Source organism: Aeromonas sp. (assembly GCF_051657805.1).
GTDB lineage: Bacteria > Pseudomonadota > Gammaproteobacteria > Enterobacterales > Aeromonadaceae > Aeromonas.
The window spans coordinates 303,806-317,577 of the sequence record NZ_JBOFLJ010000021.1 but is presented as its reverse complement, the minus strand read 5'-3'; the positions used below and the strand labels follow the sequence as shown (position 1 = coordinate 317,577).

The following is a 13,772-nucleotide window of genomic DNA, read 5'->3' as shown; positions in this document are numbered from 1 at the left end:
TTCTAAGTTGATAGACAGGAGGACGTGATGGCAATTACCTCTGCAGGGGCGGGTTCAGGGCTCCAGCTTGAAAATGTGATAGCGGCTAGTGTAGAGGCTAAAAAAGCCCAGCTGCAACAGCCGATCATTACCAAGCAAAACAGCACCCAGATCACCTTGTCTGGCATAGGCCAACTCAAGTCCTCCATCTCGGCCTTCACCGATATACTCGACAAGTTGAGTGCCCCGGGGGCTTTCAACAAACGAGCCATCAACATCACCCAAAGCAAAGATGACCCCATCCTGAAGGTGGAGAGCAAGACTGGCGCCTCCAACGGCCAATACAACATCACCGTCAATAAGTTGGCAGAGACGAGCCGTCAGGAGGGGGTTTTCGATAGTTCTACCACTCCCATGGTGACTCAGGATGGTCAGCTGACGTTCAAGGCCGGCGACAAGACGTTCAAGGTGGACGTAAAGGCAGGCTATACCCTGCAAGACATCCGCAAGAGTATCAACAGCAACGGGGATAACTTCGGTCTCAGTGTCAACATAGTCAACACGGCGGATGGCAAGGCCAAGCTGATGATTGACTCCGGTATTTCGGGGGATGGCAAGGATCTGACTATCACCGGTAGCACCCCTGAGCTCGAGGTTTTCGATGCGAGGACATCCGGTAGTGTGATGAGCCAGAAACGTGCTGCCAGCAGCGCCGAGATCAATGTGGATGGCAACGTTCTCAAGAGCGATACCAATACCTTTGACGACTCCGTTCAGGATCTCAAGATAACCGTACTGCGCCTCTCGGATGCGGACAAGGACAGCGGCGTGGCAGGAGCGCGAAAGTCCAACAAGGTGGATATCACCACCGACAAGACCTCTATTCAGGAACTGGTCCAGCAGTTTGTCGATGGCTACAACACCCTGCAAGACAAGATGAACGCCCTGGACAAGCGAAGCTCCTTCGTTGGCGGGGTAAAGCAGGATGACGGGGGTGCCCTGGCCGGAGACGCGACTACCCGTGCCATCAGCTCTTTCATGAGTAACCTGCTGGTCAGCCCCTCCAAGAACAGTGGCACCTATTCCACCGTCTTCGAGATCGGCATGAAGATGGATAACAAGGGCAAGCTGTCTCTGGACAAGACGAAGTTTAGCGAGGCTATCGACAAGAATTTCGATCAGGTCGTGGCGCTCTTTGGTGGGGATGATGGTTTGGCATCCACCTTGAACAAGGGTCTGAAGGAGTACACCAAGAGTGGCGGCATGCTGTCCCAGCGAGAAGATGTGTTGAACTCGGATCTACGGGCTCTCACTCAGAAGTCGGCGACTGCCACGGCGCAATTGGCCAAGTATGAGGCGTCTTTGCGTGCTCAATACGGCAGCCTGGATGCCCTGTTGGTCAAGATGAATAACTCTGCATCCGCCCTGACGTCTCTGCAAATAAACAATAAGAATTGATTAATCGCGATATTACGAGGACTCATATCATGTACAACCGTCATCTGAAGGCATACAAGGCAACCAGCATCGCGGCTGATTTGACGGTTGCCGATCCTCATCGTGTCATTCAGCTTATGATGCAAGGCTTTCTCGAGCGCCTGGCCCAGGCCAAGGGCGCCATCGAGCGCAGCGATATGGAAGCAAAATCGGTTGCCATCTCCAAGGCGCAAGGGTTGCTGCATGGGTTGCAGGATGCTCTCGATATGAGTCAGGGGGCCATGGCAGAAGATCTTTATGGACTCTACGCGTATATGGATGAGCGTATCTGGGATGCCAGTCTGGCACGAGATATAGCGCCGCTCGAGGAGGTCATGGGTCTGATGGTGACCATCAAATCTGGTTGGGATCAACTGCCAGAGGCAGAAAAACAGCAAGGCTATCAGATGAGACAACAGCTGGGGGCGCTGTGAGCGTCACACTCGTTTTCCTCGATGAGGCATTGACGGAAAATGCCCATCAGATGGAGGCGTTGCTGCAACAGCAGCAATATGATGAGGCACTGCTCTGCATGGATGAACGACTTGCCTTGATAGCGAGTCTTGTACAGCTAGCCAAGGAGGATCCGGCGCAGCGGCAGGGCGTTGCCACTCTAGCAAATACACTTGCCACTCAAGAAGCCAGCATGACCGCCCTGGCTACCAGTCATCATCAAACCATTTTCAAACAGCTGACCCAGGTTGGGAGAGCCAACAAGGCTGGGCGAGCTTATCGTGTGAACAGCAAGGAGTTCTAATGTCCGTCAATATGGATGCTGCCCTGGTCAAGGCCGAACAAGAGGCACTGCGACTTCAACAACAAGCCGAGCAGGAAGCGGCCATGGCGGTGGCGTTACCGCTACGCTTCGAACAGAATATGGCGGCGTTTCGCCAATATATCCCCCATATTGCGGATATGTATGAAACTTACCAACCTCAGCGTCCGTTCCGGTTCTTCTGTAACGAGAATGGCCAGCCCAATTTGTCATGGTTAGATGATGAGGTCGCCGTCTACGGCAAAGAACCTTATCTTATCTGCGAAACTCTGGTGAAAGAGTTCATGGAGAAGGGGGCATTATCCAAATTCTCCTTCAGCCAGGAGGCCAATCCCCTTGGCTTCATGCATGTGGAGTATCTCAACAAGCTCAATGCCTATCTCGATGATATTTCATTGCGAGAAAAGATGTTGACCCGGGTGCCCCATGAGGTACCGAGTGCCCTGGTGTTCGGAGTCGGGTTAGGTTATCACCTCGGTTATCTCTATGAGCAGTGCAAGATAGGCACCTTGTTTCTGTTCGAACCGGACCTGGATCTCTTCTATGCCTCTCTGTATTGTTTCGATTGGGCACCATTGCTGGCCCATTTACATCAGGAGAACCTTGGGCTCCACATTCTGTTAGGGCAGGATGAAGACACTATTGTGAAAGATTTTGCCTCGGCCATTCATAGTCGAGGCTCCTTCCTGATTGCAAATGCCTTCATCATGTGGGGATATCAGAACGAAAGAATTAAAAAATTGATAGATAAAGTGCAGCAAGAGTATTATCTCTTGGTGATGGGATGGGGTTTTTATGATGATAACCTAATTGCTCTCTCTCATACTGCAAGTAATATCGAGCGTGGCGTACCATTTTTAAAAGAAAACATAAAGATATCAGTAGAGCATCAGCGAGTCCCAGTATTTATTATTGGCAATGGACCATCATTAGATGAGTCAATTGCCACTATAAATAAAAATAAAAATGGTGCTATATTAATAGCCTGTGGGAGTGCAATTACTGCATTACATAAGGTGGGGATAAAGCCTGATATTTATGTCGCAACGGAACGCACCAAAAGCGTGTATGATTTCTTAGTTAGCATGGATGATCCTGGCTATTTGAAGGACATTTTGTTCTTAAGTACGGATGTTATTCATCCGTATTGCGCTACGCTATTCGAGCGTTCAGCTTTGCTTTTTAAGCGTTCTGAACCTGGTGTTCTGCTATATCATAATAATTTCCCTGAACTAAGAAAGTTCACTGCTTTGGGTGGAGTTAATCCTATGGTGGGGAATATAGGCGTTAGTGCACCTGTATCTATAGGATTTAAAAAAATCTATCTATTTGGTTTGGATAATGGATATAAAAATAAACATCATCATCATTCAAAATTCAGTGCCTATTATAATAATGAAGAAAGTGCTAAAATACTGACTGACATAGTGTGTGGTGACAGCAAACTACAGCGAGAAGGTAATTTCGGTGGTTTTGTAATCAGTGATGCTATGTTTGACACTTCCCGTCGTGTTATTGAGCAAGTATTAGCAGTTAATAGTGATGTTCAATGCTTTAACTGTAGTGATGGTGCTAAAATAATGGGAGCAAGACCCTTCCCTAGCAACGAGATTGGTCTATTAAAATCTGTCGATAAATCAACGATCTTAGATGACATCATCAATCGCCTTTGTGCTCCTCTATCTGTATCAAAGCAGGACTTATATCCTTTATTGGATGTAGAGTTTTTTAATCATTTCACCGATAAAATGCTTGATGAGTGGCAGCAGGATTTCTCGTCTAGAAACGAAATTACTCAACTGATGCTTTTGAATTTTAGTTATCTTAATCTGATTGCGAAAACGCAACAGATGCATATAACACAATTCATGATAGGTTCTATGAATTATATTTTCACCTTGTTGAGCTCTATCCTATATTCGTTTGAAGGAGAGGATGAGACGCTTGATCTCATGAAACCTGCGATAAATTATTGGTTGGATTTCTTGAAAACAGCTAGAGAGATGTATCCAATGGCACTTGACAGTGTTGATATGATAGATAATGACGTAGTGGATTTATTTAGAAAATAAGTCTGATGGTTTCAGCTACTTTAACTATTTAGTAGTGATTGCCTTATATTATTAGCTTAATTTTACATGCTCAAGATGCAAGCTAACAATAATATCTCAGGGGATATATTTAGATGATAAATTGTGATGACAATAGTTTTAACAAACTTTATCTGGAACGAGGTATTGCATCACAACGGCGATATCCTAATGAGAGTTTAATTGGTTTCATGGCGGCTAATTTTTTTCCACTTACTCAAGAAGAAAGGAGTGAGTGCCGAATTTTAGAGTTGGGTTGTGGCAGTGGAGCCAATATGTGGATGTTGGCTAGAGAAGGATTTGATGTCTGGGGCTTGGATTTGTCGCCAATCGGTATCGAACTTTGCAAACAGGTAATTGAATCGTGGAATGTACAGGCTCATCTTGATGTGGGGGATATGACAGAACTTCCATATCCTAATAATTATTTCGATGCTATCGTCGACGTTGTATCAATGCAGCATTTAAATTTTTTACAGCATAAAAAAGCCATTGCTGAAATATATCGCTGTCTGAAGCCTGCTGGACGGTTATTTTCATATCACCTTGGAAAGGGTTCCTCTGTTTACCTGAGTTCTGACTTGGACTGGTATGATGATATATCCATCACTGATATACCTACTGGATATCCATTGTCTGGTAATGGCTTGACTTCATTCCTGGATGCTTCAGTTGCAAAATTTTTATATAAAGACTTTAGCTCTCTGGAGATTGAAGTGATTACGAGAAATTATTCAAAGGATGACAATAAAATAGAATATTTAGCAATTAGCGCCCAAAAATGAAAATTGAGACCTTATCTAGCGAAATATTTAAGGAGCATGTTTACAAACGGCTTCTTGAATTTGGTGGCCTAGCAACGCCAGGGCATATTGAGTATTTCAAAGGTTATTATGGTTTTGATTTTTCTGACCTTTCATTCGGTGTGATTTATCCAGGTGGTGAAGTTCTTTGTCTGCTTACTCGCCATATTAGTGATGGCGTGTCCCACTATAGCTGGTATGGCCAGCCAGTTAGGATTATCTGTCGAGGGCAAGGAGATAAGCAGCTTCGAGCTGAACAGGTAGCTCAAAATCATTTGTATAGTTTATGGAAAGATGGCGATATCATTGATTTTCAAGAGCCTACTGGTGAAATGAGCTTCTTTGCGAAAACATTGCTACAGATGGGGGTCACCCCACGCATTTTTCCTGAGCAAATAATAAACATAACAAGTGATTTATCGATGCTAGGAGATATGCGGAAGGTTTTTCGTCAGAATATAAAGTGGGGGGAACGCAATCTTAATTGCGCCATATTGAATAAGGATAATATAACTGAAGGGGATTTTGACGCTTTCGAACAGTTTCATATTACTGTGGCAGGCCGCCGTACTCGTAGTCATTCAACGTGGCGGGCACAGATGAAACTTGTTTTAACAGGAGAAAATTATCTCATTTCTAGTTATTTAGATAATAACCTTGTTGGGATGTCACTATTTGCGGCATCAGGTGAGCGGGCTTATTATTCAGTAGGTGTGTATGATCGAGATTTATTTAATTATCCATTATCTCATTACCCTATCTGGCGTGGTATTTTGCATGCGAAAAACTTAGGGTGTAAGACGTTTTGTATGGGGGAGAGTTTTTATAGTGGAGTGCTAGACTCCCTAGGGCGTATACCATCTGAAAAAGAATGTAACATAAGCTATTTTAAGCGTGGCTTTGGTGGGGGTATTTATTCTTTCATACGCTTTTTAGGTAATATCTCTGTATGAAAAGGCTATTCTTCGTAATGCTGAATAGCCTTTGTTTGCATATTTTTGATACTAAATCTCAGCACTTTTGCCTAATGATAACATCATATCAATAGTTCCCAACTTAGCGGTGTACCAGCAGGTATTGATTTTTTGGCTCTACGTCCTAATACCCGAGGAAGTTCAACTGGCGGTAGTCCATCTGATGGACGAACAGAACGAATATTTGATGATGTTAAAATTTCACCAGTTGAAATATCCTGACAAACAAAAAGAGAACGTGCAAATTTTCTATTGGCAAGGGTTTTGTCTGTCATTTCATAACTAATACATCCCAGAGCGGCCTCCGCTTGCCGTATGCCTTCGACCATTGAGCCGAACTCGCTCGGTATCATTGAGAAAGAGGCATCAGGCCCACCGATAGCGCGATCCAAAATGAAGTGTTTCTCGATCACTTTGGCGCCGAGGGCGGTGGCTGCGATGGCGACGGCATGGCCCAGGGTGTGATCCGACAGCCCGGCCTTGACCCCGAAGGTCTGCGCCAGGTTAGGGATGGTGAGCAGGTTTGCTTCCTCGGCCGGGGCCGGATAGGAGGAGGTGCACTTGAGCAGGGTGATGTCCTGGTTACCCATGCGCCGACAGGCCTGCACGGCCGCGTCGATGTCGGCGAGGGTTGCGATGCCGGTGGAGATGATCATCGGCTTGCCCTTGCTGGCAGCATATTCGATCAGCGGTATGTCGGTGATCTCGAACGAGGCGATCTTGTAGAGCGGAACCTCGAGGCTTTCCAGGAAGTCGACCGCGCTGAAGTCGAAGGGGGTGGAGAAGAAGACCAACCCTTCTTTTTGTGCCTCAGCCTGGATGGCGGCATGCCACTCCCAGGGGGTATAGGCCTGCTGATACAGCTTGTGGAGCGTGGTGCCATCCCAGATGGTCCCCTGCTTTATCTGGAAATATTCGTTGTCGCAGTCGAGGGTGATGGTGTTGGCGGTATAGGTCTGGATCTTGATGGCGTCAGCGCCGCAAGCCTTGGCGGCGCGTACGGTCGCCAGCGCCGTCTCCAGGGAGTGGCCGTGATTGGCCGACAGCTCGGCGATGACGAAACATCGCTTCGGATTGATGGCCTGAGCCATGGCTTGGGTCATGGGTGTTTCCACTCCTGTTCGGTGATCCCCATGAGCAGGAGATCGATAAAACGTTGTTGATCCTGGCGATAGACGGCTTCCCGCCAGGCGCCCTCGTGGCGAAAACCGGCTCTTTGATAGGCCTGGACAGCCCGCTCGTTGTCGGTGGCCACTTCCAGCTTGAGGCTGTGCAGCCGGGCCACATCGAACGCTAGTTGCTGGATGGCGGCCAGCAGTGGCGTTCCCAGTCGTTCCCCGCGTCGCGAGGGGTTGCGGTAGATGCCGAGCCAGGCGAGGCGATTGTGCCAGTCTAGCCGGTGCAGGGAGACGACCCCGGCAGGACCAAGGGCATCCTGGCAGAGGTAGTTGAAGTTGCGGGTCTCCTGCCGCTGGCGCGCCATGAAGGTCAGGTGCGTATCGAAGGGGATTTCCCCCCCCGAACTCATCCAGTGGGCGACATCCGGGTGGTTGCGCATCTGCCAGACGGTCATCACTTGCTGTTCGTCCAGGTCGGCGAAGGGGATGAGTGTCAGCCCCCCGAGCTTGAAGCACTGCTGCAGCATTAGGGCTGATTGAGCCATGCAAGGGCCTCCAGGGTGCCATTGCCGCGCATCCGTGCTTGCAAGCTGCTCGCCCGTCTGGCCCGCTCATCCTGGCTGCCGAGTAGCGCCATACCTTTTGTCAGTTGGGCAAACAGCGCCTCCTCGTGCCACCAACCCCCACGGATAAAACCGTCTGGACCACACCAGCCAGCGAGTTGTTCGGCCTGATTGTCGGCGACCCCGATCAGGATCCCGGGCAGGCCGCAGCGGGCCAGCTCATAGGTAACCTGGCCGGCGCTGCTGATGGCGAGATCGCTGCAGGACATGAGTCCGACCATCTGCTCGGCATCGAGTCCGTGGTGCTGATGACAATGGGAGAGACGGGGATCCGGCGCGGCGGTGACAACCTCCAACTCAATGTCGGGATATTGACTGTGCAACCAGGCCACCAGCCTCGGGGTCAGATCGCGGATATCGGTTCCCCCCATGATGATCAGGATGCGCTCGATATGAGCAGAGACCTCAGTGCGGGGAGGCACAGACCAGAATGGGGGGCGCAGCGGTTGCCAAGCTGGCCCCCACTGCCAGCAGGCAGCGCCTTGCGGATGTCCCAGCGCACCAGGGCTTGCATGGATCACCAATCCCGCAGGGTAGGGCAGACGCTCGGTGTCATCGAGGTAAATGACCCGCTCGAAACCGGCCGAAATGCTCTCCAAGGTTGTGAGGCTCGCCGAATAGGAGTCGACGATGGCGACCGCCGGCCGGGGGGAGAAGTGCTGATGTTGCCAGGCTCCCCAGTAGACCGTCGCCCTTGAGAGTCGGTCCTTGGCGAGCGCATCTCCGTCCACCATCCAATGGACTGCGCCCCCCTGCTGTTGCCAAGCCAAGGCATAGGCGCTGCAGCGGCTGAGATGGCCGAGCCCCCGAGTTTTGTCTCCTTCGGTGAAGATCCAGAGTGGCAGCACTCAGCGCACCTTGAACACGGGTTGGATGGGTTCGCCATCCAGGGCCTGATGGATGGCGCCCTCGGCATCCAGGCGGATCAGCGCAGGCAGCACCTCGGCATAGACTGCGAGCAGGCGGGCAATATCGGCCTCGCTGTGCGCCAGGTTGATGTTGTGACTGCCGAGGCTCAGGATCCCCCGTTTGCACAGCTCCTGGATGAAGTAACTCTTGAGCAGCCAGCTGGAGTGGTTGGCCGAGTCGCCGATGAGCAGGAAGCTCCAGCTCGGGTGGCCAGCGCTCTGCAGCCAGCTCGGCGCATCCAGCGTGTTGAGCAGGGCATCGAGTTCGCTGAGCAGGTGTTGACCTCGCTCGGCCAGGCGGGTGGGCACATCCAGCCGGCGCATCTTCTTGATCACGGCGTTGGCGGCCGCCAGGGCGATGGCATCGCCGCCAAAGGTGCCAGAGAAGAAGATATCCTCCATGCGCTGCATGTGCTGTCGGCGCCCCACCACGGCGGAGATGGGGAAGCCGTTGGCCATCCCCTTGCCGAAGGCGGCGAGATCCGGGGTGACGCCAAACAGGGTTTGGGCACCGCCCAGGTGGAAGCGAAAACCCGTGATGGTCTCATCGAAGATGAGCAGGGCGCCGTGTTCATCGCACAGCTGGCGCAGGCCGGGCAAAAATTCAGGAGTGGGCCAGGCGACGTTCATCGGCTCCAGGATGACGGCGGCAAATTCACCCGGGTGAGCCTCAAACTGGGTCCGTAGGGAACCCAGATTGTTGTAATCGAAGCGATGGGTGAGCTCGCGCACGCACTCTGGCACCCCCAGGTGGCGGGTGGTAGAGCCTATGTACCAGTCCTGCCAGCCGTGGTAACCGCAGACTGCGACCCGCTCGCGGCCGGTGACGGCGCGGGAGAGGCGAATACAGGCGGAGGTGGCGTCTGTGCCGTTCTTGCCAAAGCGCACCATCTCGGCGCAGGGAATGAGCTCTATAAGCTGCTCGGCCACCTCGCTCTCCAACCTGTGGGGCAAGGAGAAGATGGAGCCCAGATTGAGCTGTTCCATCACGGCCTGATTCACATCGGGGTCACAGTAGCCGAGGCTGATGGCCAGCAGGCCGCTGGCAAAGTCCAGGTACTGGTTGCCATCCACGTCCCAGACCGTTGCCCCTTCTCCCCGTTCGATAAACAGCGGCGCCGCACCGTAGGGGAAGCAGAGGCGGCTCTTGGAGAAGGTTTGGGAGCCGAGGGGGATGCTCTGCTCGGCCCGGGCGGAGAGCGCCAGTGAATGCTGATAGCGTGAGGTCATGAGTGGTTCTCCTTGGCCAGCGAGCTTGCCAGCCCCTCATTGCGTTGATGTTGGGTGTTCAGGGTCGCCAGTTGCGGCTCCCGTGCCAGCAAGGCGAGGATATCGTCCGTGGTGAAGGCGGGTTTGGCCGGGTAGAGGCGGCGGTAGATCTGCTCAACCAGCTCAAAGTCAGCGGGCTCATCTACCGTCCAGCGCAGATGAGACAGGCTCGACTGGCGTGCCAATTTCCCGACCTTGAACTGGTCTGCGTGCTGACGAATGTAGTAGGTGACGTGTTCACGCTGAACCTGGCTATGGGCCCGCTCGGCCAGCAGCTCCAGGGTGGCGGCGCTCAGGATCTCGGCATCCAGGCCATCCGGGTAGCTGGGGTTCCAGCAGTTGCTGCTGTAGTCGTAGCCGCCGGTCAGATGAAAATGGATGAGCTCGTCGATGAGGGCGGGATCTGCCAACGGGCAGTCGCCGGTGAGCCTGACGACATGGGTGGGCGAAAAGCGTTGGGCGGCCAGGTGGAAGCGCGCCAGCACGTCGTCCAGAGAACCACGAAAACAGGGCACTCCGAGCCGCTCACAGAGCAGGGCGATGGCGTCATCTTCTTCCTGAACGCTGGTGGCGACCATCAGCTGGTCCAGCCGCTTGGCTCGTGTGAGCCGTTCAATCTGGCGTGCGAGCATGGGTTCGCCCAAAAGGGGTCTGAGCACCTTGCCGGGCAGCCGGCTGGAGCTGGCTCTGGCTTGCAGGATCCCGAGGATCATGATGATGTCCATTTGGCCGGGTTGATGAGGTCGGGTTCGTCACAGGCCAGGGTGGCGAGCTCGTCGTCTTGCCAGGGATGCAGATGGCCATGGGCTGCGCCTATGGCCGCCAGCTCGTGGGCATGGCAGACCCCCACCACGAAGCGGCTGACCTGGGGCAGGGCCGCAATCAGTGACAGCGCCTTGTCAAGGGGGCTGAGGTGGGGATGGGCACTGTCCAGCCGCGTCAGCGGGCCGGCGAAGGTCTTGAAATAGTCAGGGCGCAGCGCCGGCTGCATCAGCAGCAGCCCTTGCAGGAAGAGGGAGCGTACGTGGATTTCGCAGCCCATATCCTGCAACCGATCGAGCCAGCCCGAGCGCAGGAAGCGCTGATCCAGCAAGTTGGCGGGCAACTGCACCAGTTGCAGGGGATAGCCCTGTTCGAGCCAGAGATCGAGCTCCTGGGGTGAGTAGACGGAAACCCCCGTCTTGCCCACCTTGCCTTGCTGTTGCAGATCCTTGATCCGTTCGAACAGCGTTGGGCTGGCATCCTGGCTGCGATGTAGCAACAGGCCGTCCAAGGTGGGGCGAGCGAGCCTGTTCAAGCTCTCTTCAACTGCGGTTGCTACCCCGGCGGTCGTGATACCCGGAGCCAGCTTGCTGACCAGATTGAAGTCGGCGGTCTGCTGGCTGCCGAGTCGTGCCTCGGCATTGCCATAGGCCTGGGCCGTGTCCAGCGTATCGATCTTGAGGCGACGGGCCAGGGCCAGGATGGCGTCGAGTTCGCCATCCGCGACTTGGCCTGCCCGGTTACTTATACCGTAATCAAGGCCAAACTGCACTGTGCCAAGGGCTAGGCGCATAGCGCCGACTCCAGAGCCTGGATGACCCTGTCCTGCTCCGCCAGCGACAGCGTGGGGAACAGGGGCAGACTGATGGCCTGCTGGTAATAGGCCTGAGCCCCCGGGTAAGCCGCAGGGTCATGGCCCAGCTCACGGTAGTAGGGTTGGACCGGGATGGGCATGTAGTGCACATTCACCCCGATGCCAGCGTCTCGCAGGCGGGCAAATACCTGGTCGCGGTCGACTACCCGGATCACGTAGAGGTGGTAGCCGGAGTGACGATCATCACATTGACGCAGGGGTTGCACCGGTAGCCGGGTCAGCAGTTCGTCATAGCGGGCTGCCAGTTGCTGGCGCTGGTCGATGAAGTGGGGCAAACGACGCATCTGACTCAGACCCAGCGCGGCCTGGATGTCGGTCAGGCGATAGTTGAAGCCCAGCACCTGTTGCTCGTAGTACCAGCCGCCTGGGCTCGGACTGTGCATCAGTTCGGGATCCCGGGTGATGCCGTGACTGCGATAGAGCCTCAGCTTGGCCGCCAGCTCGTCATTCCGGGTAGTGACGGCGCCACCTTCTCCCGTGGTGATAGGTTTCACTGGATGGAAGCTGAAAACCGTCATGTCACTGTGGGCGCAACTGCCGATGGACACTCCCTGATAGTGGGAACCCAGGGCATGGCAGGCATCCTCGATGAGGCGAACGCCATATTGTTGGCACAGGGCGCCTATCTCCTCCAGATCACAGGGCTGACCCGCCAGATGCACGGCGACCAGCGCCTTGGGCAGGGCAGCCGTGCCCTGGACGGCTTGCAGTTTGGCGCGCAGTGCCGTCACGCACAGATTGCCGGTATCGGGCTCCACGTCGATGAAATCCACCTGGGCGCCGCAGTAACGGGCGCAGTTGGCGGAGGCGACGAAGCTGATGGCGGAGACCCAGACCCAGTCTCCGGGCCCGAGATCCAGGACGGCGCAGGCGAGGTGCAGGGCCGTGGTGCCATTGTTGCAGGCCACCACATGAGGCACCTGACAGTAATCGGCAAGCCCCTGCTCGAAGGCGGGGACCATCTGACCTTGTGTCAGATAGTCCGATTTCAGGACGGCGACGACGGCATCGATATCATCATCTGTGATGGATTGGCGTCCGTAGGGGATCATTCGATTAGCACCTGCTGATTCATCTTCTGTAGCTCGTCTATCGACAGGAAGTGCTGATTGTTTAGGGAATTGTATTCAAAACCGGGCTCGACCAGGGTAGCGGTTTCTCCCAGGGCATTGGTCGCAAAGTCATTGTTGCGACTGCTGAAACTGATGCTGGGGGAGATGACGTAATAGTCCTTGAACTCGAAGGTGTGATAGGAGTCGTCGGCCGGGCACATCACCTCGTGCAGCTTCTCACCGGGACGAATGCCGATGATCTCCTGAGGCAGATCGGGGGCCATGGCGCTGGCGAGATCCGTGATGCGCACGGACGGGATCTTGGGAATAAAGAGTTCCCCCCCCTTCATGCGCTGGAAGTTTGTCAGCACGAAGTCGACCCCTTGCTGCAGGTTGAGCCAGAAGCGGGTCATCTCCGCATGAGTAATGGGCAGGTGGCTTGCACCTTCCCTGATCAATTTGTCGAAGAAGGGGACGACGGAGCCGCGAGAGCCCACCACGTTGCCATAACGGACGACGGAGAAGATGGTGGGGTTGTTACCCGCCATATTATTGGCGGCGACAAACAGCTTGTCGGAGCAGAGCTTGGTGGCGCCATAGAGGTTGACCGGGTTGGCCGCCTTGTCGGTGGAGAGGGCGATCACCTTCTCGACCCCGTTGCTGAGGGCCGCCTTGATGACGCTCTCCGCCCCCCCGACGTTGGTCTTGATGCACTCCATGGGGTTGTATTCGGCAGCCGGCACCTGCTTGAGGGCGGCGGCATGGACCACGAAGTCCACCCCGTGCATGGCCATGTTGAGGCGCTCAGCATCCCGCACATCCCCGATGAAGTACCGCATGCAAGGGTGGTTGAAGCGCTGTTGCATCTCGAACTGCTTGAGTTCATCGCGGGAGTAGACGATCAGCCGGCTTGGCTGGTAGCGGGAGAGGACGGTCTCGATAAATTTCTTGCCGAAGGAGCCGGTGCCGCCGGTGACTAGGATCGTTTTTCCGTTGAACATGTCGCTGTCCCATTATGAAGGTGTGTGTCTGACAAAATTAAAAGCATATTTTGTGCCATCTTCCGTTG

General features: G+C 53.9%; 14 protein-coding genes. 6 read left to right on the top strand and 8 right to left on the bottom strand.

Annotated features, from left to right (window positions below; genetic code table 11):
* Positions 1–24 precede the first annotated feature (24 nt).
* From fliD to ACRCYW_RS08660, 6 genes are all read left to right on the top strand, one after another.
* Entirely contained in the window at positions 25–1,437 is a 1,413-nt protein-coding gene (fliD, locus tag ACRCYW_RS08685; RefSeq protein WP_438549705.1) for a flagellar filament capping protein FliD, read from the top strand.
* A gap of 29 nt (positions 1,438–1,466) precedes the next feature.
* Positions 1,467–1,889 carry a flagellar export chaperone FliS gene (gene fliS / locus ACRCYW_RS08680; RefSeq protein WP_438549704.1) on the top strand — a complete coding sequence of 141 codons (423 nt, stop codon included), beginning with the start codon at positions 1,467–1,469 and terminating at the stop codon, positions 1,887–1,889.
* On the top strand, positions 1,886–2,212 hold the full coding sequence (locus tag ACRCYW_RS08675; protein ID WP_438549703.1) for a hypothetical protein: 327 nt from the start codon (positions 1,886–1,888) through the stop codon (positions 2,210–2,212). The genes fliS and ACRCYW_RS08675 overlap by 4 nt, the downstream gene beginning before the upstream one ends.
* On the top strand, positions 2,212–4,302 hold the full coding sequence (locus ACRCYW_RS08670; protein ID WP_438549702.1) for a motility associated factor glycosyltransferase family protein: 2,091 nt from the start codon (positions 2,212–2,214) through the stop codon (positions 4,300–4,302). The genes ACRCYW_RS08675 and ACRCYW_RS08670 overlap by 1 nt, the downstream gene beginning before the upstream one ends.
* 113 nt (positions 4,303–4,415) lie before the next feature.
* Positions 4,416–5,105, top strand: coding sequence for a class I SAM-dependent methyltransferase (locus ACRCYW_RS08665; RefSeq protein ID WP_438549701.1), 690 nt, complete (start codon positions 4,416–4,418; stop codon positions 5,103–5,105).
* Positions 5,102–6,076, top strand: a complete 975-nt coding sequence (locus tag ACRCYW_RS08660) for a hypothetical protein (RefSeq protein ID WP_438549700.1) — start codon at positions 5,102–5,104, stop codon at positions 6,074–6,076. The genes ACRCYW_RS08665 and ACRCYW_RS08660 overlap by 4 nt, the downstream gene beginning before the upstream one ends.
* An 83-nt stretch (positions 6,077–6,159) precedes the next feature.
* Here ACRCYW_RS08660 and pseI read toward each other — a convergent pair whose 3' ends face one another.
* The 8 genes from pseI to pseB are packed head-to-tail and all read right to left on the bottom strand — an operon-like array spanning position 6,160 to position 13,704.
* Positions 6,160–7,200 carry a pseudaminic acid synthase gene (gene pseI, locus ACRCYW_RS08655; RefSeq protein ID WP_438549699.1) on the bottom strand — a complete coding sequence of 347 codons (1,041 nt, stop codon included), beginning with the start codon at positions 7,198–7,200 and terminating at the stop codon, positions 6,160–6,162.
* The gene (gene pseH / locus ACRCYW_RS08650) at positions 7,197–7,760 is read right to left on the bottom strand and encodes a UDP-4-amino-4,6-dideoxy-N-acetyl-beta-L-altrosamine N-acetyltransferase (RefSeq protein WP_438549698.1); all 564 of its coding nucleotides are present in this window, start codon (positions 7,758–7,760) and stop codon (positions 7,197–7,199) included. The genes pseI and pseH overlap by 4 nt, the downstream gene beginning before the upstream one ends.
* Positions 7,742–8,686 carry a hypothetical protein gene (locus ACRCYW_RS08645; protein ID WP_438549697.1) on the bottom strand — a complete coding sequence of 315 codons (945 nt, stop codon included), beginning with the start codon at positions 8,684–8,686 and terminating at the stop codon, positions 7,742–7,744. The genes pseH and ACRCYW_RS08645 overlap by 19 nt, the downstream gene beginning before the upstream one ends.
* Positions 8,687–9,976 carry an aminotransferase class III-fold pyridoxal phosphate-dependent enzyme gene (locus tag ACRCYW_RS08640; protein ID WP_438549696.1) on the bottom strand — a complete coding sequence of 430 codons (1,290 nt, stop codon included), beginning with the start codon at positions 9,974–9,976 and terminating at the stop codon, positions 8,687–8,689.
* On the bottom strand, positions 9,973–10,728 hold the full coding sequence (locus ACRCYW_RS08635) for a cytidylyltransferase domain-containing protein (protein WP_438549695.1): 756 nt from the start codon (positions 10,726–10,728) through the stop codon (positions 9,973–9,975). Before ACRCYW_RS08635 ends, ACRCYW_RS08640 begins: the two co-directional genes overlap by 4 nt.
* Entirely contained in the window at positions 10,725–11,570 is an 846-nt protein-coding gene (locus ACRCYW_RS08630; protein WP_438549694.1) for an aldo/keto reductase, read from the bottom strand. Before ACRCYW_RS08630 ends, ACRCYW_RS08635 begins: the two co-directional genes overlap by 4 nt.
* Positions 11,561–12,703, bottom strand: coding sequence for a UDP-4-amino-4,6-dideoxy-N-acetyl-beta-L-altrosamine transaminase (gene pseC / locus ACRCYW_RS08625; RefSeq protein ID WP_438549693.1), 1,143 nt, complete (start codon positions 12,701–12,703; stop codon positions 11,561–11,563). The genes ACRCYW_RS08630 and pseC overlap by 10 nt, the downstream gene beginning before the upstream one ends.
* Entirely contained in the window at positions 12,700–13,704 is a 1,005-nt protein-coding gene (gene pseB / locus ACRCYW_RS08620) for a UDP-N-acetylglucosamine 4,6-dehydratase (inverting) (protein WP_438549692.1), read from the bottom strand. The genes pseC and pseB overlap by 4 nt, the downstream gene beginning before the upstream one ends.
* Between the last annotated feature and the right edge of the window lie 68 nt (positions 13,705–13,772).